The 18,953-nt window shown below is 56.6% G+C and carries 16 protein-coding genes and 2 pseudogenes; 3 read left to right on the forward strand and 15 right to left on the reverse strand.

Translation table 11 applies throughout. The features are described 5' to 3' along the window. Positions 1-88: 88 nt before the first annotated feature. The 12 genes and pseudogenes from SK47_RS10765 to SK47_RS10825 all read right to left on the reverse strand — a co-directional run bounded on the left by SK47_RS10765 (position 89) and on the right by SK47_RS10825 (position 10,956). On the reverse strand, positions 89-1,090 hold the full coding sequence (locus tag SK47_RS10765) for a Kdo(2)-lipid IV(A) acyltransferase (RefSeq protein WP_023314194.1): 1,002 nt from the start codon (positions 1,088-1,090) through the stop codon (positions 89-91). A 186-nt stretch (positions 1,091-1,276) separates the two neighbouring features. Then, the gene (gene pptA / locus SK47_RS10770) at positions 1,277-1,507 is read right to left on the reverse strand and encodes a tautomerase PptA (protein WP_023314195.1); all 231 of its coding nucleotides are present in this window, start codon (positions 1,505-1,507) and stop codon (positions 1,277-1,279) included. A 37-nt stretch (positions 1,508-1,544) separates the two neighbouring features. After that, a complete protein-coding gene (locus SK47_RS10775; RefSeq protein ID WP_006810732.1) occupies positions 1,545-2,162 on the reverse strand; it encodes a glutathione S-transferase family protein in 618 nt (205 codons plus the stop codon). A gap of 166 nt (positions 2,163-2,328) precedes the next feature. Next, on the reverse strand, positions 2,329-3,216 hold the full coding sequence (locus SK47_RS10780; protein ID WP_048244138.1) for a transporter substrate-binding domain-containing protein: 888 nt from the start codon (positions 3,214-3,216) through the stop codon (positions 2,329-2,331). A 9-nt stretch (positions 3,217-3,225) separates the two neighbouring features. After that, positions 3,226-3,999, reverse strand: coding sequence for an amino acid ABC transporter ATP-binding protein (locus SK47_RS10785; RefSeq protein WP_003857007.1), 774 nt, complete (start codon positions 3,997-3,999; stop codon positions 3,226-3,228). Next, positions 3,983-4,909: an amino acid ABC transporter permease gene (locus SK47_RS10790; RefSeq protein WP_023324689.1), complete on the reverse strand. Its 927-nt coding sequence runs from the start codon at positions 4,907-4,909 to the stop codon at positions 3,983-3,985. The genes SK47_RS10785 and SK47_RS10790 overlap by 17 nt, the downstream gene beginning before the upstream one ends. A gap of 9 nt (positions 4,910-4,918) precedes the next feature. Next, the gene (locus SK47_RS10795; RefSeq protein WP_022651238.1) at positions 4,919-5,428 is read right to left on the reverse strand and encodes a GNAT family N-acetyltransferase; all 510 of its coding nucleotides are present in this window, start codon (positions 5,426-5,428) and stop codon (positions 4,919-4,921) included. 9 nt (positions 5,429-5,437) lie between these two features. Further along, a pseudogene (locus tag SK47_RS24290) lies at positions 5,438-7,701 on the reverse strand (NtaA/DmoA family FMN-dependent monooxygenase). 16 nt (positions 7,702-7,717) lie between these two features. Continuing rightward, positions 7,718-8,839: an amidohydrolase gene (locus SK47_RS10810; RefSeq protein WP_045346240.1), complete on the reverse strand. Its 1,122-nt coding sequence runs from the start codon at positions 8,837-8,839 to the stop codon at positions 7,718-7,720. After that, positions 8,836-9,837, reverse strand: coding sequence for an MsnO8 family LLM class oxidoreductase (locus SK47_RS10815; RefSeq protein ID WP_045342988.1), 1,002 nt, complete (start codon positions 9,835-9,837; stop codon positions 8,836-8,838). Before SK47_RS10815 ends, SK47_RS10810 begins: the two co-directional genes overlap by 4 nt. A gap of 109 nt (positions 9,838-9,946) precedes the next feature. Next, the gene (locus tag SK47_RS10820) at positions 9,947-10,486 is read right to left on the reverse strand and encodes a shikimate kinase (protein ID WP_003856993.1); all 540 of its coding nucleotides are present in this window, start codon (positions 10,484-10,486) and stop codon (positions 9,947-9,949) included. 71 nt (positions 10,487-10,557) lie between these two features. Then, complete coding sequence (locus SK47_RS10825) at positions 10,558-10,956, reverse strand: (R)-mandelonitrile lyase (RefSeq protein WP_048244142.1); 399 nt, start codon at positions 10,954-10,956, stop codon at positions 10,558-10,560. A gap of 126 nt (positions 10,957-11,082) precedes the next feature. Here SK47_RS10825 and SK47_RS10830 point away from each other — a divergent pair. Beyond that, positions 11,083-11,502 (forward strand): annotated as a pseudogene (locus SK47_RS10830) (LysR substrate-binding domain-containing protein); the annotation flags it as partial. Positions 11,503-11,829: 327 nt separating this feature from the next. Next, on the forward strand, positions 11,830-13,326 hold the full coding sequence (ansP, locus tag SK47_RS10835) for an L-asparagine permease (protein WP_048244144.1): 1,497 nt from the start codon (positions 11,830-11,832) through the stop codon (positions 13,324-13,326). A gap of 93 nt (positions 13,327-13,419) precedes the next feature. On the opposite strand, the gene SK47_RS10840 is transcribed toward ansP, so the two are convergent. Continuing rightward, on the reverse strand, positions 13,420-14,481 hold the full coding sequence (locus tag SK47_RS10840; RefSeq protein WP_032658537.1) for a 7-bladed beta-propeller protein YncE: 1,062 nt from the start codon (positions 14,479-14,481) through the stop codon (positions 13,420-13,422). A gap of 246 nt (positions 14,482-14,727) precedes the next feature. Between SK47_RS10840 and pqqU the strand changes: the two genes are divergently transcribed. Continuing rightward, positions 14,728-16,845, forward strand: a complete 2,118-nt coding sequence (gene pqqU / locus SK47_RS10845; RefSeq protein ID WP_023314203.1) for a TonB-dependent receptor PqqU — start codon at positions 14,728-14,730, stop codon at positions 16,843-16,845. A 123-nt stretch (positions 16,846-16,968) separates the two neighbouring features. On the opposite strand, the gene SK47_RS10850 is transcribed toward pqqU, so the two are convergent. Together SK47_RS10850 and SK47_RS10855 are read right to left on the reverse strand one after the other, a co-directional pair. Beyond that, on the reverse strand, positions 16,969-17,637 hold the full coding sequence (locus SK47_RS10850) for a GntR family transcriptional regulator (protein WP_032658540.1): 669 nt from the start codon (positions 17,635-17,637) through the stop codon (positions 16,969-16,971). A 259-nt stretch (positions 17,638-17,896) separates the two neighbouring features. After that, positions 17,897-18,931, reverse strand: coding sequence for an NADP-dependent oxidoreductase (locus SK47_RS10855; RefSeq protein WP_048244146.1), 1,035 nt, complete (start codon positions 18,929-18,931; stop codon positions 17,897-17,899). Between the last annotated feature and the right edge of the window lie 22 nt (positions 18,932-18,953).

Genomic DNA, 18,953 nt, shown 5'->3' on the forward strand with positions numbered 1-18,953 from the left:
GGGCATCCCGTCAATGTGGATGCGGTAATTCTATCCAGCGCGGCAGGATTTATAAAGGGCGGAGCGCACCGGCATCCGCCCTGACCGACTACTGCTGGATACTCGACCGGTCCGAAATATCGCTGGCAGATAAGGTTCTTGCAGTAGACGCGACCTGTTTTTTGCGTTTATACCGGTCCGGCTGGCCTTCAGGGCGGGTTTTGAACCGGCGATGCAGCCACATATATTGCTCAGGCGCCATCATCACGGCGCGCTCAATCGCTCTGTTCATTTGCGTGGCCACCGACGCTTTATCGCCTCCCTGCAACGTATCGCTGATATCTTCCAGAATAAGCAGTTCATATCCTGTGCCATCTGCTTTTCGGCGCGGTACAAACGGGATCACGGCCGGTCTGGCACTTTTCACCAGCATGTAGCTCCCGGCAGTTGTCGCGGCGTCCGGGACGGCAAAAAACGGCACAAACACGCTATTCGTTTTGCCATAGTCGTGGTCCGGGGCATACCACAGGATCTCGTTTTGCTTCAGTGCGCGGATCATGCCCTTCAGGTCATAGCGGTCAAGCATGGTTTTATTGGAACGCAGACGACCGCGCGTTTGCAGCCAGTCGAGCAACGCATTATTGTTGGGACGATACACACCAATACCCGCGTTGAGCATGCCAAAGATGCGTGCGCCTAATTCCAGCGTGAGAAAATGCATGCCAATGAGCACCACGCCCCTACCTTGCGCCCGCGCCTGTTCCATATGTTCGTAGCCGGTCACGCTGAAGTGTTTCCGCACGCGCCAGTTAGGCCAGAACCACGCTATCCCGGTTTCGATGACGCCCATTCCAACCGATTCAAAATTACGCTCAAGTAAACGCTCGCGCTCGTCCTCTTTCATATCAGGAAAGCAAAGCTCAAGATTTCGTCTGGCGATCTCCACGCGGCGTGGAAGCAGGCGCATAGCCAGACGCCCAAGCCTGTGACCTGTTTTCAACAGCAGCGGGTACGGAAGCTGAACCGTGCACCAGAGCGCGGCAATGCCTGCCCAGCTGAGCCAGTAACGAGGATGAATAAAGGCGAGTGAAAACTGAGGTAATTTTGTCATGGAAAAATTATCCTTTTACTAATTTGTACTTAATCTGGTGCAGTTGCAGTGCTTACCTGCTGATTTAACGAATATTGTTCGGAAGGATGAATTGTAGCGGAATCGTTATGGTTTTTATTATCGATTTTTGCGAAAGGGAATAAAAATGGGGATCGCCGGGTGATATTGCACCACCCGGCAGGCAAGTTACATCGAATAGCCGGGCTTCTTAATCAGTTCATCCAGTTTCGGGCCGATCTCGGTATCCCAGACCTGCACCTTCCAGTCAGCTTCCTGAATCTCCTGAAGCGCCACGGAGATTGAGCGATCTTTGCTGTTCAGATGACGGGCGATCGCTTCGGCGATATCCGCCGCCAGGGCCGTTTTTTGTTCGTCAGTCAGATCGCGTGGAAAACATTTGATATCAACATGTGGCATGGGCAGGGCTCCTTTTATAGGTGAGCGTTCCACGTTATCAGATTATATCGTTAGCTTTTAGCACCTTGTGCAGTTCCGGCAGCGCGCAGACGGCATCCGCGACGGCGGTAATATTAGGCGTGTTGGTGGCAAACCACTCATGGCGTGGACCCCAGGTACGCGCAACGGCAATATAGACGTCAAGCAGCGTCAGCTGTTTGCCAAACGCAAACGGCGAGGCGCTGAGCTGGCTGTCGAACCACAGATAAAGCGATTTTCGGTACTCAATGCAGTTTTTCTTCAACTGTTCCGGGGCATCAGGCACCCAGCGTTCCGGGTAATCTGCATACGTAAAGGTGGGATAGACGTTCGCCACAAACCAGATGAGCAGGCGCTGAAACTGCTGGCGCTCGGCCTGCCCAACGGGCGGCGCGAGGTCGGGACGTCTGTCGAGCACCATCAGGGCGATCGCCGCGGTTTCCGTCACGATCGCCCCGTTTTCCAGCTCCAGCGTCGGCACCTGGCACAGCGGGTTCAGTTTCAACAGCAATTCGCGCTGCGGGCCGGGCTGGTCAAACCCGTCCACGTTGACGAACTGATACGGGATGTCTGCCAGAGTCAGCATCACTTCACTGATTGCCGATCCCCAGCCAGGTACGCCATAGAGTTTGATCATGTTGCCCCCTCAGGGATGAAAACCCTAAGTGTATACCCGTCATACTTCAAGTTGCAGGTGCGTTGGCTGCATTCACTCACCCCAGTCACGTACTTATGTACGCTCCCGGGGATTCGTTCCCTTGCCGCCTTCCTGTAACTCGAATTATTTAGGGTATAGAGCACCATTAGTAGGTTATCCCGGGCGGATTAACGTCTGAAGACGTCACCGCTTCGCCCGCTTCCCCCCAGCGCGCCAGCACCTTTTGATACTCCCCGCGCTTAATCGCACCGTCCAGCGCAGCCTGCAACGCATACACCAGCCCATTACCTTTTTTGGTTGTGGTGGCGACATAGGCTTTCTTCGGGCCTAAACCCACGACGCGGGTTTTGCCGGTTAACGCGGCTTTGTAGGCCGAAACGGACTGCGGTCCAAAGAACACATCCGCCCTGCCGGACTGAATATAAAGATTGCCTGAGGCGTCGTCGGTCAGGTAAACCGGCAACGCAGGCTCGCGCCCGGCCTTTTTATTCTCTTCGTTCCAGCCCAGCAGAATACGCTCCTGATTGGTGCCAGACCCGACAATCACCTTTTTCCCGGCCAGATCTTTCGCACTGGTGATCGACTGTACGTTGCTGGTGGATTTCACCGAGAAGGCCAGGGAATCGACGCGATAGGTCGCAAAATCGAACTTCTCATTACGTTGCTCGGTGACGGCGATATTCACCAACGCCACGTCATAGCGCCCGGAAGTGATCCCCAGCGGCCAGTCTTCCCACGCCGTTGGCACCAGCTTCAGCTTCAGCCCCAGACTGCCCGCCAGCAACCGGGCGATATCCGGGTCGCTGCCAATACGGGTGCGGTTATCACTGGCCAGCAGCGCCAGCGGCGGAGAATTCAGGGCTGAAATCGCCACCGTGAGGGTACCCGGCTCAACAAATTTATAGTTCGCCGGGATTTTCGCCACTGCCTGTTGATCAACCGTCACCGGCAGCGGCTGTTCGTTGGCCTTTAAATCAATGCTGGCGTGGCTCGCCGTCGTGAAGACCAGCCCCGCCAGGAGTCCATATTTCATCTGCGCTCCTTACAGCACTTTTGAGAGGAACTGGCGCGTTCGCGGATGAGACGGTCGGTTTAAAACGTCATCGCTGCTGCCCTGCTCCACAATTTTACCGTCGACCATAAATACCACCTGGTCCGCCACTTCCCGGGCAAAGCCGATCTCATGGGTGACCACCACCAGCGTAGTGCCGGAACGGGCGAGTTTTTTAATTACGTCCAGCACTTCGCCAACCAGTTCCGGATCCAGCGCCGAGGTTGGTTCATCAAACAGCATCACGCGCGGGCGCAGCGCCAGCGCGCGGGCAATGGCGATACGCTGCTGCTGGCCGCCGGAGAGGTGACGCGACCAGGCATCGGCTTTATCGCGCAGTCCTACCACATCCAGCAGGCTGTAGGCGTTTTCAACAGCCTCTTTTTTACTGAACTTTTTATGCGCGATGGGTGCTTCAATCAGGTTTTCCAGCACCGTGAGATGCGGAAAAAGATTGAAGTTCTGAAACACGTACCCAACGTTGACGCGCTGTTTGAGGATCTCTCTCTCTTTTAGTTCGTAGAGTTTGTCACCCTGACGGCGATAGCCGATGTAATCCCCGTCAATCTGAATAAAGCCTTCGTCTACGCGCTCCAGATGGTTAATGGCGCGCAGCAGCGTCGATTTTCCCGATCCAGAGGGGCCGAGGATCACCGTCACGGAGCCCGGCGGGATCTCAAGCGTGACGTTATCGAGCGCTTTATGTCGGCCAAAAAACTTACTGACGCCGGTAATGGAAATGTGTCCTTCAGGAGAGGCTTGCATGAACAGGCTCCTGTGCTGGCGAAGTGGTGACCGAACGCGAGCGACTCGCCGCCCGGTTCTGGTTTACGGCGGAGCGGCGCTCGCTGCGGGCGAGTCCACGCTCAATAACATGCTGGATGGCAGACAGTACGGTGGTGATCACCAGATACCAGACGGCCCCCACCATCAACAGCGGGATCACCTCCTGGGTGCGGTTGTAGATCATCTGGATCGTGTAGAACAGTTCCGGCATCGCCAGCACGTACACCATCGCCGTCCCTTTTGCGAGGCTGATAATTTCGTTAAACCCGGACGGCAGGATGGTGCGCAGCGCCTGCGGGAGAATTATGCGCACGGTGCGACGCCACGCCGGCAGACCTAGCGCAGCGGCCGCCTCATACTGACCGTGGTCGACCCCAAGGAAGCCCCCGCGAATGATCTCCGCAGTATAGGCGCTCTGCACCAGCGTCAGCCCCACGATGGCGGTAGAAAACTGCCCGAGAACGTTGATGGTTTCAAAGCTGCCCCAGGTAATGTCGGTAAAAGGCACGCCGAGAGAGAGCGTGTCGTAGAGATAGGAGAAGTTATAGAGGATAATCAGCACCACGATCAGCGGCAGCGATCGGAACAGCCAGATGTAACCCCACGCCAGGCTGCTCAACAGCCATGATGACGAGAGCCGCGCCAGCGCCAGCATGCCGCCAATCACCACGCTCAGTACGGTGCTTATCAACGTCAGCAGCAGCGTCTGGCCGACGCCTTCGAGGATCACCGGGTCGAAGAACCAGCGGGCAAATACCGCCCACTCCCAGCGCGGATTAAAGGCCACGGACTGGATCACGACCGCCAGCACAAACAGCGCCACCACGGCGCCAGCAGCGCGCAGCGGATAACGTGCCGGGACCACTTTTATGGTTTCAACGTTGCTCATCGTCGCTCCTTATGCGGTTTTGCTGAGCGCTTCGCGGATCAGCGTCTTGGTGAAACGCAGCCGACCGTCGAACGGCGGCTGGCTGTACTCTTCCGGGTCGCGGTTGAGATCGAACTGCGGCTGATACCCCTGGCTGAGATAGAGCCGCACCGCCTCCGGCTGACGAAACCCCGTGGTCAGGTAGATGTGGCTGTAGCCCGCCAGCACCGCCCGGCGCTCCAGCTCCTGTACCACGCGCGCGGCCAGCCCCTGCTGGCGCAGCGTTTTATTCGTCCAGATACGTTTGATCTCTGCGGTATGTTCGTCGAAGGGCTTATACGCCCCGGTGGCGATGATCTCGCCATCGCGCTCCAGTACGATAAACAGCCCCTGCGGCGCCAGGTACCACTCTGTCAGCTCGACTTCCGCATCCTTTGAAAAGTAGTCGCCGTAACGAGCAGCGTATTCACCAAAAAGCCCCTCGATAATAGGCTGAAGATCGGTATCTTCTGGCGAAACGTCACGAAATTGTTCGCGCATAGCGCCTCCTTAATCGCCCAGACCCGCCGGGTTAACTTCGGAACTGGGGATACGCTCCACGCCTTCCCCCCAGCGGTTCAGCACCTTGTCGTAATCTCCGTTCTTGATCGCGCCATTCAGCGCGGTTTGAACCGGTTCGGCCAGGCCGCTGCCTTTTTTCAGCGTCACCGCGATATGCGCTGCCTTCGGCCAGCCGCCATCGACGCTGCCGACCAGTTTGGTTTTACCGTTAAGCGCCGCTTTCCAGGCACCGATCACGTTCGGGCCAAAGTAGGCGTCCGCGCGTCCGGACTGAAGCGCCAGTGTTTGGGCCGCGTCGTCTTTGGTGTAGATCGGCGTAAAGGGTTTAAGCCCTTTTTTGAGGTTCTCTTCGTTCCATGCCAGCAGGATGGCCTCCTGGTTGGTGCCGGAACCCACGATGATGCGCAGCCCGGCGATATCCTCTGCCTTCACAAGCGAGTTGATCGGACTGGTGGATTTCACGTAGAAGCCAAGTGAATCCTTGCGGTAGGTGGCGAAGTCGAACTTCTCTTTGCGCGCTTTAGTGACGGTGATGTTGCTGATAGCCGCGTCGTATTTCCCGGAGGCAACCCCCAACGGCCAGTCCTCCCAAGAGGTGGGCACCACGTTCAGCTCCAGTCCGAGGCTGTCCGCTACCAGACGCGCGATGTCGACCTCACTTCCCAGCAGAGTTTTGTTGTCGTCGGAAAAGACCGTCAGTGGCGGTTGATTCAGTCCCGCCACCGCCACGGTAAATTTCCCCGGCACGGCAAAACGATAGTCTTTCGGCAGTTGCGCGATCGCATCGCTGTTTTTGGCGGTATTGATCGGCGTTTTATTGGCCTCAATGCTCACGCCGGTGCCGTTAATATTGACGTTCTCTGCCCAGACGGCAGGGGTAAAGGCCAGCGCAAGCGCCAGAATAAGCGATGATTTCTGCATAGCGTTTTTCTCTTTTATTGTTGTGTGAACTGATTTTTGGGCTCGTCTAAGCCCAGACTTTCGCGCAGCGTGGTGCCGGGATAGTCGGTGCGGAACAGGCCACGCGCCTGTAAAACGGGCACCACCTGGTCAACAAAGCGCGGGAAGGTGTCCGGCGTGCCGCCCTGAATGATGAAGCCATCCGCCGCCTTCTCTTCGAACCAGGCCTGTAAACCATCGGCCACCTGCTCCGGTGTGCCGGAAAAACGCGGGCGCGGCGATGCGGCTTCCAGCGCGACCTGACGCAGAGTTAAGTTGCGCTCACGGGCGTTACGCTTGATTTCATCGGTGGTGCTGCGAAAGCTGTTTTTGCCCAAATCGCCAATATCCGGGAACGGCGCGTCGAGGGGATACTGGCTGAAGTCGTGATGCTCGAAATATCGTCCGAGGTAATTCAGCGCATCATTAATGGAGACCAGTGCCGCCGTAGTTTGATACTGGTTTTCTACGTCATCGGCGTCGTTTCCAACAATCACGCTGACGCCCTGGAATATATGTAAATCCCCTGCGCGACGGCCGTGACTTTCCAGCTGCTGTTTAACATCGCGGTAAAAAGCCTGGGCTTCTTCCCGCGTGTCATGGTGGGTAAAGATGGCGTCAGCGTGTTTTGCCGCCAGCTTTTTACCGTCGTCGGACGCGCCAGCCTGACAGACAATCGGACGTCCCTGCGGCGTGCGGCCAATATTCAGCGGGCCGGAAACCTGGAAGAAATCACCGTGGTGATCCAGAGTATGCAGTTTCGACGCATCAAAGAACTGTCCGCTCTCTTTATTGCGGATAAAGGCATCCCCTTCCCAGGAATCCCACAGTCCTTTCACCACGTCGAGATACTCATCGGCAATGCGGTAGCGCAGCGCATGCTCCGGGTGTTTTTCACGTGAGAAGTTCCTGGCTGACCCTTCCAGCGGTGACGTCACCACGTTCCAGCCCGCGCGTCCGTTGCTCAGGTGATCGAGGCTGGCGAACTGGCGTGCAACGGTGAAGGGCTCGCTGTAGGAGGTGGACAACGTGCCGACCAGCCCCAGGCGCGAGGTGATACTCGCCAGCGCGGACAACACCGTCAGCGGCTCAAAGCGGTTTAAAAAATGCGGAATGGATTTCTCGTTAATATAAAGGCCGTCGGCCACAAATATAAAGTCGAGCTTGCCCTCTTCTGCTTTTAAAGCCGTTTCTTTAACGAAATCAAAATTAATGCTGGCATCCGCGACCGCCGCGGGATGGCGCCAGGCAGACATATTACCGGATGCACCATGCAAAATGGTCCCCAGCCGCAATTGACGATGTGCAGTCATATTCACCTCAAATTAATTAAAAGTGTTGCAGGGCTTTTTCCGCGAGCTGAGCAAAATAGCGGGCAGCGGGTTCGATTAATGCTTCGTCCGGGTTAAATGCCGGGTGATGTAACCCAAACGGACTGTTGCTGCCAATGCTGACAAACGCGCCGGGTATGTTTTGCAGATAGACCGCGAAATCCTCCCCGCCCATGTGCAGTTCCGCATGCCGGGTTTCATATCCCGCTTCGCGCGCGACCGAGGTGGCAAACACGGCCCAGTGCTCATCGTTCACCAGCGCGGTGGGCCCGGCGTACCAGGTGATGTTGATCTGCGCGCTAAAGGCGCTGGCAAATCCGGCGGCGATTTCACCGACGCGCGCTTTCACGTTCTGCTGCACTTCCGTGCGGTGCGTGCGCAGCGTGCCCTCCAGCTCAACGCTTTCCGGCAGCACATTCCAGGTATTCCCCCCGGCGATGCGCGTCACGCTCAGAACAACCGAATCCAGCGTATTGACGTTACGGCTGGCTACGCTTTGCAGCGCGGTTACCAGCTGGCTTGCCAGCACGATGGCGTCGTTGCCTTCATGGGGACGTGCGGCATGCGCGCCTTTGCCGGTCACGTGAATAACGAAGCGATCGACGTTGGCATAGAACGGGCCGCCGCGCGTGGCAAACTCGCCGACCGGCAGTGACGGCTCGTTATGCATCCCGAAAATCGCGCGTACGTCGCGTAACGCCCCGGCCCGCACCATGCTTTTCGCTCCGCCGAAATTTTCTTCCGCAGGCTGGAACAGGATCCGCACGCGACCGTTAAGCGAGGCTTCCCGCTCTTTCAGCTTTAGCGCGGCGCCTAGGATCACGCTGGTGTGAATGTCGTGTCCGCAGGCATGCATCACCCCGGCACGCCGGGAGCTAAACGGCACCCCGCTGCGCTCGTCGATGGGTAACGCGTCGATATCGGCGCGCAGCGCAACCAGTGCGTTGCCCGTGCCGATCTCCGCAACCAGCCCGGTCTGGAGATCGTAAGGCAGCGGCGCAATCCCGGCTGCCGTCAGCCACTCGCGCAGGCGGGCCGTTGTTTCGACCTCCTGACCGGAGAGTTCAGGGTTCTGGTGCAGCTCACGGCGCCAGGCAATCAGTTGTTCGCTAAAGCTCATACGGTAACCTCCCTGTTAAGACGCGCCTCGGCCAGCAGTCGCAGGGACTGCACGCGCGTTGCGCCATCAGCGACCGGCGTGTCGATGATAAATTCGTCAATCCCCCACTGCTGATGCAGCGCGTTGAGCTGTTCAAGCACCGACGCCGCCGTTCCGGCCAGCAGAGACTGCGCCCGACGCGCAATGCGCACCGGTTCACTCCCCGCCTGCCGCGCAAAGGCGTAGGCCTGTTCTTCGCTGGCGACGGTGACGCGCTGTCCGTTTGCCAGCTCCACACCCCACACTTCAACCTTCTGCGCCAGCGCATCGGCCTCAGCCTGGGTTGGGGCAACAATGACCTGCACGGCCACAATCACCTCCCGGACGCTGTGTTGACGCCAGGCTGTGACGACCTCGCGCAGCAGCTCAGGATCACCATTCAGATGGGCGGCAAAGACAAAATGCCAGTCGAGGGAGGCCGCCAGCAGCACGCTTTCGGTACTGGCGCCCAGCAGGAATCCCCGGGCAGGCGCCGGTGGCAGCGGCGTGGCGCGAACGTCCTCCTCCGCTGACTGATTTTCAGGGCGGATCCAGCGATCAAGCTGCGTCAGTTGGTCCGCAAAGCTGCCTTTCTCCTGCGGATTTAGGCCGTACTGCAAGGCGCGGGTAGAGAGCGGCAGACCGCCGGGCGCTTTGCCAACGCCCAGATCAACCCGGCCCGGCGCAATGGCGGCCAGTACGTTAAAATTTTCGGCGACTTTGTAGGGGCTGTAATGTTGCAGCATGACGCCGCCTGAGCCCACGCGAATACGCTTTGTTTGCCCGAGGATCCAGGCAATCAGCAGCTCCGGCGAGGGGCTGGCAAGCTGCGGGGTATTGTGGTGTTCGGCAATCCAGAAGCGGTGATAACCCAGCGTTTCTGCCTGCTGCGCCAGTGCTAAGGTTCGCGCCAGCGCATCGGCGGCTGTTTCGTGTTCTGCGACGGGGCTTTTATCCAGAATGCTGATTCGCCATGACATGTTGCGTTCTCGTTTGACTTAACATGTCGTCATTATTAAAGGCGGATTTCACCTCTGAGAAACAATTAATTTACATTTGGATTGCCGGAAAACGGCAATAGAGAGTCTGTCATCGGCGTGATTTAAGCGAGGCAATGAGTCTTTCGGCATCCTGCCGTCGGGTAATGCGGAGAAAGCGAATGTGTTTGTACTGCGGGTTTTGCATATCCGCTTGATAGCGTTTGCGGTTGCTGCGCCAGGTTTTGATCGTCCAGATGATAATAGAGTCCTTGCTAAGGAACGACCGACGAAAGCTTTCGCGGTTCCCCGTGCCGGGCCAGAGCTCCTGTTTGTGCCAGGCGCGTCTGGAGGCCCGCGTCACCGCTTGCCAGAGCGTGCGGATAAACCCACGATCTATCCACACCACCAGATCGACGTCGCGCCACTTAACGTCGCGTGTGCGGTTGTAATTCCCGTCCAGGACCCAGTCAGGCGAGGCGGCGAGCGCTTTTTCCAGGGTTGCAAGAAACTCATCGTCCGGTGTTCCCTGCCAGTTCGCTCGCCAGTAAAGCCTGTCCATCTCAATGTAAGGGATAGCCAGCGCCTCCGCGATTCGCCTGCCAAACGTGCTTTTCCCACTTCCGCTGGTACCTATGATATTGATTTTCACCGTTCCGCCTGCAAATGCTGAAGAAAACGGATCGAATCATAACGTTAATAATTTGTTTACGAAACGCCAGACTACTCGTTCGGATACTGCTCGTCGGTGACCTTCTCCAGCCACGCCACCGGACTCCCGTCGACCGCTTCTGCGATGGCGATATGAGTCATCGCCGTCTGCGCGCTTGCGCCGTGCCAGTGCTTCACGCCGGGTGGGATCCAGGCGATATCCCCCTGATTCAGCGGTTCCGCCTCTTTCCCCCACTCCTGTAACCAGCCGCGCCCCTGCGTCACGATCAGCGTTTGTCCAAGAGGATGCGTATGCCAGGCGGTACGTGCGCCGGGTTCAAAGGTGACGGTCGCGCCACCGACTTTTGCCGGTTCAGTCGCCTGGAAAGGCGCGTCAATGCGCACGCTGCCGGTAAACCAGGCCTCTGGACCCCGAACGGAAGGTAACGAACCGCTACGGATAATTTTCATGATTTACTCCTCGTTTGCTGTTGCGTTAACAGTAGCGTAAAGCCATGGGGAGCATTAGAGTGCATAATCAGAAAGGAACCATGAGTTCAATTCATAAATCGAGTAAGCCGCCATGTTAAAAGACCGGTACGTATTGCGCCGGACATGCGCATGGCGGTTGTCGGGTCAGCAGAGTATTTGCAACGTTTCGGCATACCGAAAACGCCGGAGCAGCTCGATCAGCACCGCTGCATTAATATGCGCCTGCCCACACGCGGCGGATTATATGCCTGGGAATTTGAACGGGACGGACGTGAGCTGCGCGTGCGGGTTGACGGCCAGCTGATCCTCAACAGCCTGCCGCAGCGCATCGATGCCGCCGAAAACGGTCTGGGGCTGGCGTATGTTCCGCAAGATGCGGTTCAGGACGCCCTTGCTAAGGGCCGGTTAGTGGGTGTGCTTGAAGCCTGGTGTCCGGCTTTTACGGGATACCATCTGTATTATCCGAGCCGCCGCCAGCACACTACCGCCTTTGCATTACTCATTGCAGCCCTGCGGCATACATAGTCTCTACCTATAAGTAACTATTAAGTAAACCTGATGATTAAATCAGCATTCGCAGACCTTTTTGCCTAAAAAAACGCCACGATTCAGCGCGTTGTGATCCCCGTCTGCTCTGACCACACGATTTCCTTCGACGTGCATCACTTTCGGCACGGTTATATTTTGCGTCGCTTATCAATTGCGGGTAGGATGCCTCGCCATGTTTTGCCTTATCCATACACAGAATGACTGGAAAGGCAGCATGTGTCTGCGCAGAAGCAATCGTTTGTTTCGGCATCTGCCAGGCAGGACTATCACGTTAATGGTTCAGACAGGCAAACAGGTAACTCAATGAAAACAAGCAATAAAAGCGCAGCCGATCATCATGCTGCGAAACGTCGCTGGTTGAACTCTCATGAAGAGGGCTATCACAAGGCGATGGGCAACCGTCAGGTGCAGATGATCGCCATCGGCGGCGCTATCGGTACAGGTCTGTTTTTAGGTGCAGGCGCACGTCTGCAAATGGCTGGCCCCGCTCTCGCCCTGGTCTATCTGGTGTGCGGGATCTTCTCTTTCTTCATCCTTCGTGCGCTCGGCGAACTGGTACTCCACCGCCCTTCCAGCGGCAGCTTTGTCTCTTACGCCCGCGAGTTTCTTGGTGAAAAAGCCGCGTATGTCGCGGGCTGGATGTACTTCGTTAACTGGGCAATGACCGGTATTGTCGATATCACCGCCGTTGCGCTGTATATGCACTACTGGGGCGCGTTTGGCGATGTGCCGCAGTGGGCGTTCGCCCTCGGAGCGCTGGCAATTGTCGGGACCATGAACATGATCGGCGTGAAATGGTTCGCCGAAATGGAGTTCTGGTTCGCGCTGGTTAAGGTGCTGGCCATTGTGATCTTCCTGGTGGTCGGGACCGTATTCCTCGGCACCGGTAAACCGCTGGACGGTAACGCAACCGGCTTCCACCTGATTACCGATAACGGTGGTTTCTTCCCGCACGGCCTGCTGCCAGCGCTGGTTCTGGTGCAGGGGGTGGTGTTCGCCTTTGCCTCCATCGAACTGGTCGGTACGGCGGCAGGTGAATGCAAAGATCCGCAGACGATGGTGCCAAAAGCCATCAACAGCGTGATCTGGCGTATCGGCCTGTTCTATGTGGGCTCCGTGGTGCTACTGGTTCTGCTGCTGCCGTGGAACGCATACCAGGCGGGCCAAAGCCCGTTTGTAACCTTCTTCTCTAAGCTGGGCGTGCCGTACGTGGGCAGCATCATGAACATCGTGGTACTGACCGCCGCGCTCTCCAGCCTGAACTCCGGACTCTATTCGACGGGCCGTATCCTGCGCTCCATGTCGATGGGGGGCTCTGCGCCGAAGTTTATGTCGAAGATGAGCAAGCAGCAGGTGCCTTACGCGGGTATTCTGGCCACTCTGGTGGTGTATATCTTTGGCGTGTTCCTGAACTATCTGGTGCCGTCTCAGGTGTTTGAGATTGTGCTGAACGTCGCTGCACTGGGCATTATTGCCTCCTGGGCCTTTATTGTGGTGTGTCAGATGCGTCTGCGCAAAGCGATCAAAGAAGGAAAAGCGGCTGACGTCAGCTTCAAGCTGCCGGGCGCACCGGTGACCTCCTGGCTTACCCTGCTGTTCCTGCTGAGCGTGCTGGTGCTGATGGCCTTCGACTACCCGAACGGTACCTACACCATCGCCACAATCCCGCTGCTGGCGGTGCTGTTGATTGCTGGCTGGTTTGGCGTTCGTAAACGCGTGAATGAAATCCACAGTACCGCACCGGTTCATCCTGGAGATGACAAACAGGACGGTCCACTGGTGGAAGAGACGTCGCGTTAATAAAAAAGCCGGGTGGCGGCTTCGCCTTACCCGGCCTGCATTTCATGGTTTTTTTATGCCCGGTAAGCGCACCACCACCGGGCAAATCCCACATCAGAGCGCGATACGAATCACATCGTCAGGCTGGGTCGCTTCCTGCTGACGGGTTGATTTCTGTTTCACCGTTACGTACAGCGTTTTACCGTCCGCGGACAGCGCCAGGCTGTTCGGGTAAACCGGGGTATCGTAGGTCTTGGTCACTTTGTAAGTTTTGGCGTCGATCACGCTCACCTTGCCCGCCTCGCGGTGCGTCACATAGGCTTCGTTACGCGCCGGGTTAAACAGTACGGCCAGCGATTCTGGCGCGGCGATTTTCTGCATCACGCTGCCATCTTTCAGATTCACCACCAGCACTTCTGGCTGTTTTGAATCCGTCACGAACGCACGGTGGCCGGCAGTGTCCAGGCTCAGGTTCAGGTAGAAGTGCTCTTTTCCGTCATCCTGCACTTTTTTACGGCTGAGGATTTTGTTGGTTGCCGTATCAATGGTCACCAGCTCGCCGTCCGCATTGGTGGTATACAGGCGTTTTGCCTTCGCATCCAGCGCCAGTCCGGTGCTGAACGTGCCGGTGTTCGTGATAGTGTCCTTCAGCTTCAGCGTTGCGCCATCAACAACCCAGATCACACTCTCCTTGCCGATGCCGGTAATGTACACCGTATTGGTCGTGTCATCGGCCACCAGCTGGCGCGGCTGAAGCGGCTTCACCGTGTCGCTACGCTTGCGATCGTCCAGCACCAGGCGCCCTTTCACCTCGCTCGTTTTGGCGTCAATCGCCGTCACGGCGCTGTTGACGGTGTTACCGAACCACAGCGTCTGGGTGGCGTTATCGATCGTGGCGCCAAACGGCTTGAGATCGTTATGAATCGCCTGCGTCACTTCCAGCGTGACCGGATCCAGACGATAAACCACGCCGCCCTTATCGGTTTTGCGGCTTTGTGACGTCGCAACCCACAGCGCGTTTTCCTGCTGGCTGACGGCCATTTCATACGCGCCCTTGCCGACCGCTTTGCGCAACATCTCTTCAGCGGCATGAACCTGGAACGTACCGGCAAACAGTAAAGAGCCCAACAGCAGAGACCCACGCAGGCGCGGCGAGCACAGATGACGTAAAGACATAACAATTCCTTTTTAAATGAGGAGATTTACCGCTGACATCACTTCCGGTGGGCAAAGTCATCGCTTTGCCGTTATTTTAATGAGAATAGTAATCATTAATCAGTTGAATGTGGAGTATTTCTTTCCTTCAAAGCCTTACATTCACGAAATGTGCGGTTATAGTTTTCATAACATTTACAAAGGATTTAACATATATACACAGGTTCCAGTTGATTTGGTTCGAATTTTTCTTAACCGGTTTACTCCATGAAAATTATTACTGCCCGCAAGGCATCACTACCCCTGCTGTTCGCTCCCGTCATTTTTGGCCCGCTGAGTGCGATGGCCGCGGATGAACAGACCCTGATCGTCAGCGCCACGCCGCAAACTGTCTCCGAACTGGACACCCCGGCCGCAGTCAGCGTGGTGAGCGGCGAGGATATGCGACATGCCACACCGCGCATCAACCTTTCTGAATCCCTTGGGAGCGTGCCTGGCCTGCAAATCCAGAACCGCCAGAACTATGCTCAGGATCTGCAACTTTCCGTTCGCGGATTCGGCGCGCGTTCAACCTTCGGCGTACGCGGGATCCGCATGTACGTGGACGGCATTCCGGCAACCATGCCCGACGGCCAGGGGCAGACGTCAAACATAGACCTCAACAGCATTGAGAGCGTCGACGTGCTGCGCGGCCCCTTCTCTGCCCTGTACGGCAATGCCTCCGGCGGCGTAATCAACATCAACACCCAGACCGGACAACAGCCAGCCACAATTGAAGCCAGCAGCTATTACGGCAGTTACGGCACCTGGCGTTACGGCATGAAGGCCACCGGTGCGGTGGGCGACGGGACTCAGGCGGGGGATGTGGACTATGCGGTATCCACAACCCGCTTCACCACCCATGGCTATCGCGACCACAGCGGCGCACGGAAAAACCTCGCCAATGCGAAACTGGGCGTACGCATTGATGATGTCAGCAAGCTAACGCTGATTTTTAACAGCGTCGACATGAAAGCCAACGATCCGGGCGGACTGAGTTATCAGGAGTGGCAGAACAACCCACGCCAGTCACCCCGTGGCGATCAGTACAACACGCGTAAAACCATTAAGCAGACCCAGGCCGGGATCCGCTACGACCGTCAGTTGAGCGAACAGGACGACCTCAGCGTGATGATGTACGCCGGTGAGCGTGAAATGACCCAGTACCAGTCCATTCCGGATACCGCGCAGACTGAAAATCCTGCGCATTCGGGTGGCGTAATTGATATGCAGCGCCACTATCAGGGTATTGATACCCGCTGGACCCACCGCGGTGAGCTTCTGGTGCCGGTAACGTTTACCACCGGCCTGAACTACGAAAATATGAGTGAAAATCGCCGCGGGTATGAAAACTTCGTGATGAACAACGGCGTGCCGGATTTTGGCGTGAAGGGTAACAAACGCCGTGACGAACGTAACCTGATGTGGAACCTTGATCCCTACCTGCAAACCCAATGGCAGCTCACGCAAAAGCTGTCCGTTGAGGCGGGCGTGCGTTACAGCTCCGTCTGGTTTGACTCCAACGATCATTACATTACCCCTCAAAACGGCGATGACAGCGGTGACGCCAGCTACCATAAATGGCTCCCGGCTGGTGCGGTGAAATACGCCGTGACCGACGCCTGGAACCTGTATGCCGCGGCGGGACGGGGATTTGAGACCCCTACCATCAACGAACTCTCATACCGTTCTGATGGCAAAGGCGGCCTCAATATCAACCTGCAACCGTCAACCAACAACACCTATGAGATTGGCAGCAAAACCCGCATCGGCAATGGCATCCTGACGGCGGCGCTGTTCCGCACGGATACCGACAACGAGATCGTAGTGGACGAAAACAAAGATGGTCGCACTACCTACAAAAATGCGGGGAAAACGCGCCGTCAGGGTGTGGAAATTGCGCTTGACCAGCAGTTTGCCGAAAACTGGAAGCTGAAAATGGCGTGGACCTATCTCGATGCGACCTACCGTACCAACGTCTGCGATAAAGCAGATTGTAGCGGCAACCGAATGCCGGGGATTGCCCGTAATATGGGGTATGCGTCGTTTGGCTGGGAGCCTGAGGAAGGCTGGTACGCGGGGGCAGATGCCCGCTACATGAGCGACGTGATGGCAAACGACACCAATACCGCCAAAGCGCCCTCTTATACCGTGGTCGGTCTGAATACCGGGTATAAACTCAATTACGGCAAATGGGGAATGGACATCTTTGGTCGCGTCGATAACCTGTTCGATAAAGAGTACGTCGGTTCAGAGATTGTAAACGCCGGCTACAATCGCTATTACGAACCCGCCCCTGGCCGTAACTATGGCGTGGGCCTGTCGGTCTCTTATCGCTTTGAGTAAAACATTTTCCGGCAGCGCACGTTGCCGGTAAAAAAATAACATCATTCCCGGTAGCCTTAAGCGCCGGGAATATACTCAGGGAAGTTTAAAACGAATAAAAAAATAAGTGCGCCAGTGCGATCCTTAACTGTAGTATTGCCGTTGCAGGAGGATATTGGCTTCATCAATGGCTCGGTCGATCGCTTCCCGACTGGCCGTCACGTCCCTTTGCTCAAGCGCAGAAAGCAGATCGGCATAATGGTAAGTCGTGGCAGGGATATCTTTCATCTCTTCGTGCAGGTAGTTGATACACGGACCAATCCGTACCCATAGCTGCTCAATCAGCGAGTTCAGGGTCGGCATTTCGGCATACTGATAGAGCGTAAACCGGAACACGCGGTTGGCATGGATCGCCTTCTGCACGTCGCCCTGATGCATGGCGGTGCTGAAGTTATCTGACAGCGCGCGTAATGCACCCAGTTTGGTCTCGGTCATATTCTGACATGCCGCCGCAACGGCCATCGGCTCAAGCTGTTTTCGGATGGCGTTAATTTCGTTATAACGCTCCAGCGTAACCTCTGGCACCAAAAACGCCTGAGCAGGCGTGGCCTGTAATGCGCCTGCCGACACCAGGCGCAGCAGGGCTTCGCGCACTGGTGTGATGCTGGTGCCTAATTTATCCGCAATCTCTTTCGTGATGAGTCGAGCCCCAGGTTTTAATGAGCCCGTAATTAACGCTCCCTTTAAACTGTTCTCAACTTGCATCGTCAGACTGATTCTTTGTGCTTTTTCCAGGTTTTCCAAATCAAGCATGTTTAATTCCCGTAGCCAAAACAAAATGCCATTTTCAGCGACTGTTTAAAAAAACATCGCCGGTTTGATATATCCTGTATCGTCATGCCTGGTATGAAGGGCGCGCGTTAAAATAAAAATTGTTCAATTACTATTACGTTTACCACTTCTGGCTCAGCTGGGCCGATGGCGCGCAATGCTTATGGATTAATTAAAGACAATATATCGTATCTTCACAAATAATTATGGCGGACTTTGCCCGCCATAACCGATGCTCTGTTTAGTCCGCCGCCACGCGGATCACGACCTTGCCGAAGTTTTTCCCTTCCAGCAGCCCAATCAGCGCCTCCGGCGCCGCGTTCAGCCCTTCGGTGACCTGCTCGCGATAGTGTATTTTGCCTTCCTTCACCCAGCGTCCCATTTCCTGCTGGAACTCGACGATACGATGACCATAGTCCTGAGCGATGATAAAGCCCTGCATGCGGATGCGTTTTTTCAGGACGGTCCCCATCAGCAGCGGCAAGCGATCCGGCCCCTCCGGCAGGTTGGTCGCGTTGTAGCCGCTGACCAGTCCGCAAACCGGCACGCGCGCGGAGGTATTCAGGAGCGGCAGCACGGCGTCAAAGACTTTACCGCCGACGTTTTCATAATACACGTCAATGCCCTGCGGGCAGGCTTTCGCCAGCTGTTCGGCAAAATCATCCGCATGGTGATCCAGACAGGCGTCGAAACCGAGCACGTCGACCGCATGACGGCATTTCTCCTCCCCGCCAGCCACGCCGATGACCCGGCACCCTTTGATTTTTCCGATCTGCCCCACCGTTGCGCCAACCGGCCCCGTGGCCGCCGCCACGACGAGGGTTTCTCCTGCCTGAGGCTGGCCGATATCGAGCAGCCCCATATACGCGGTGAAGCCCGGCATCCCGAGCACGCCGAGTGCCCATGAAGGATGCGACGGGTTTTCACCCAGCTTCACCAGCCCCTGCCCGTCGGACAGTTCATACTCCTGCCAGCCGCTGTAACCCAGCACCCATTCACCCTCTTTATAATCCGGATGGCGGGAGGTCTCGACGCGGCTTACCGTGCCGCCCACCATCACCGCACCAATCTCGACAGGAGGTGAATAGGATGGCGCATCGCTCATACGGCCCCGCATGTACGGATCAAGCGAGAGCCATACGGTGCGTAATAACACCTGTCCCTCTGCGGGCGTGGGGATCGGCTGCTCTTCCAGGCGGAAATTTTCGGCAACCGGCGCGCCGTGTGGACGGGAAGCCAGTACCCAGCGTCGGTTTTGCGTAGTTGATTGATTCATTCTTCGCTCCTTACTGCTGAAA

The organism is Enterobacter sp. BWH52, from assembly GCF_001037565.1.
Lineage (GTDB): Bacteria > Pseudomonadota > Gammaproteobacteria > Enterobacterales > Enterobacteriaceae > Enterobacter > Enterobacter hormaechei_C.

Excerpts from the sequence above, each read along its gene's own strand:
- SK47_RS10765 (WP_023314194.1), bottom strand. The coding sequence starts at position 1,090 with ATGACAAAATTACCTCAGTTTTCACTCGCCTTTATTCATCCTCGTTAC.
- pptA (WP_023314195.1), bottom strand. The coding sequence starts at position 1,507 with ATGCCACATGTTGATATCAAATGTTTTCCACGCGATCTGACTGACGAA.
- SK47_RS10775 (WP_006810732.1), bottom strand. The coding sequence starts at position 2,162 with ATGATCAAACTCTATGGCGTACCTGGCTGGGGATCGGCAATCAGTGAA.
- SK47_RS10780 (WP_048244138.1), bottom strand. The coding sequence starts at position 3,216 with ATGAAATATGGACTCCTGGCGGGGCTGGTCTTCACGACGGCGAGCCAC.
- SK47_RS10785 (WP_003857007.1), bottom strand. The coding sequence starts at position 3,999 with ATGCAAGCCTCTCCTGAAGGACACATTTCCATTACCGGCGTCAGTAAG.
- SK47_RS10790 (WP_023324689.1), bottom strand. The coding sequence starts at position 4,909 with ATGAGCAACGTTGAAACCATAAAAGTGGTCCCGGCACGTTATCCGCTG.
- SK47_RS10795 (WP_022651238.1), bottom strand. The coding sequence starts at position 5,428 with ATGCGCGAACAATTTCGTGACGTTTCGCCAGAAGATACCGATCTTCAG.
- SK47_RS10810 (WP_045346240.1), bottom strand. The coding sequence starts at position 8,839 with ATGAGCTTTAGCGAACAACTGATTGCCTGGCGCCGTGAGCTGCACCAG.
- SK47_RS10815 (WP_045342988.1), bottom strand. The coding sequence starts at position 9,837 with ATGTCATGGCGAATCAGCATTCTGGATAAAAGCCCCGTCGCAGAACAC.
- SK47_RS10825 (WP_048244142.1), bottom strand. The coding sequence starts at position 10,956 with ATGAAAATTATCCGTAGCGGTTCGTTACCTTCCGTTCGGGGTCCAGAG.
- ansP (WP_048244144.1), top strand. The coding sequence starts at position 11,830 with ATGAAAACAAGCAATAAAAGCGCAGCCGATCATCATGCTGCGAAACGT.
- SK47_RS10840 (WP_032658537.1), bottom strand. The coding sequence starts at position 14,481 with ATGTCTTTACGTCATCTGTGCTCGCCGCGCCTGCGTGGGTCTCTGCTG.
- pqqU (WP_023314203.1), top strand. The coding sequence starts at position 14,728 with ATGAAAATTATTACTGCCCGCAAGGCATCACTACCCCTGCTGTTCGCT.
- SK47_RS10850 (WP_032658540.1), bottom strand. The coding sequence starts at position 17,637 with ATGCTTGATTTGGAAAACCTGGAAAAAGCACAAAGAATCAGTCTGACG.
- SK47_RS10855 (WP_048244146.1), bottom strand. The coding sequence starts at position 18,931 with ATGAATCAATCAACTACGCAAAACCGACGCTGGGTACTGGCTTCCCGT.